This is a genomic window from Roseisolibacter agri, assembly GCF_030159095.1.
Classification (GTDB): domain Bacteria; phylum Gemmatimonadota; class Gemmatimonadetes; order Gemmatimonadales; family Gemmatimonadaceae; genus Roseisolibacter; species Roseisolibacter agri.
In genome coordinates this window covers 1-921 of the sequence record NZ_BRXS01000018.1, presented here as the reverse complement: position 1 = coordinate 921, position 921 = coordinate 1, and the positions used below count along the sequence as shown (strand labels likewise).

The following is a 921-nucleotide window of genomic DNA, read 5'->3' as shown; positions in this document are numbered from 1 at the left end:
CTAGGTCGTGTCTGACAATCCAGCCAGCGGTTCATAGCTTCGAGGGACGCTGGCTGGAGGTGCGCATGGGGTTGGCCGCCGACACGAACTGACCGACGCGGCATGGGCAGTGCTCGCGCCGTTGTTGCCTTCGCACCGCGGCCGCGGCCGCCCGCCGCGCGACGAGCGCCAAGTGCTCAACGGGATCCTGTGGATCCTCGCGACCGGCTGCCCGTGGCGCGACCTGCCGGAGCGCTACGGGCCGTGGCAGACGTGCTACCACCGGTTCAACGCGTGGGCGAAGGACGGCACGTGGGAGCGGCTCTACCAGGCGCTGCTCGCCCGGATGGAGCGCCAGCGCGCGGTCGACTGGGAGCGCTGGTGCGTCGACGGCACCTCGATTCGCGCGCTGCATGCGGCGGCGGGCGCGCGGAAAAAGGGGGACCCGTTGCCGAACCGGCTGACCACGCTCTGGGCCGCTCCCGCGGCGGCTGGGGCTCGAAGCTCCATCTCGCGTGCGACGCGCGCGGGACGATCACCGCGTTCCGTGTAACCGCCGGGCAGATCAACGAGTGCGTGGAGGCGGTCGCGCTGCTCGCGTCGGTGCGCATTGGTACGCGCCGGCGGCCGCGCCTCGTGCTTGGGGACCGCGCCTACAGCACCGGCGCGATCCGCCGCTGGGCGCGCGCGCACCACGTGCGCCTGCTGGTCCCTGAGCGACGCGACCAGCTGGCCTGGCGCGCCCGGCACGGACGGCGCACGTGCGCCTTTGATGCGGCCCTCTATCGCGCCCGCAACGTGGTCGAGCGAGCGGTCGGGTGGCTCAAGCGCTGGCGGCGCGTGGCGACGCGGGCCGAGAAGCTCGCCGTCACCTACCGCGCCGCCATCTGCCTCGTCCTCGCCGCCCGCTACGCAACGCGGTACTTCTCAGACACTACCTAG

The 921-nt window shown here is 72.6% G+C and carries 1 pseudogene; it reads left to right on the top strand.

Going from position 1 to position 921, the window contains the following annotated elements:
- The first annotated feature begins 49 nt into the window (after positions 1 to 49).
- Positions 50 to 921: pseudogene (locus rosag_RS25330) on the top strand (IS5 family transposase).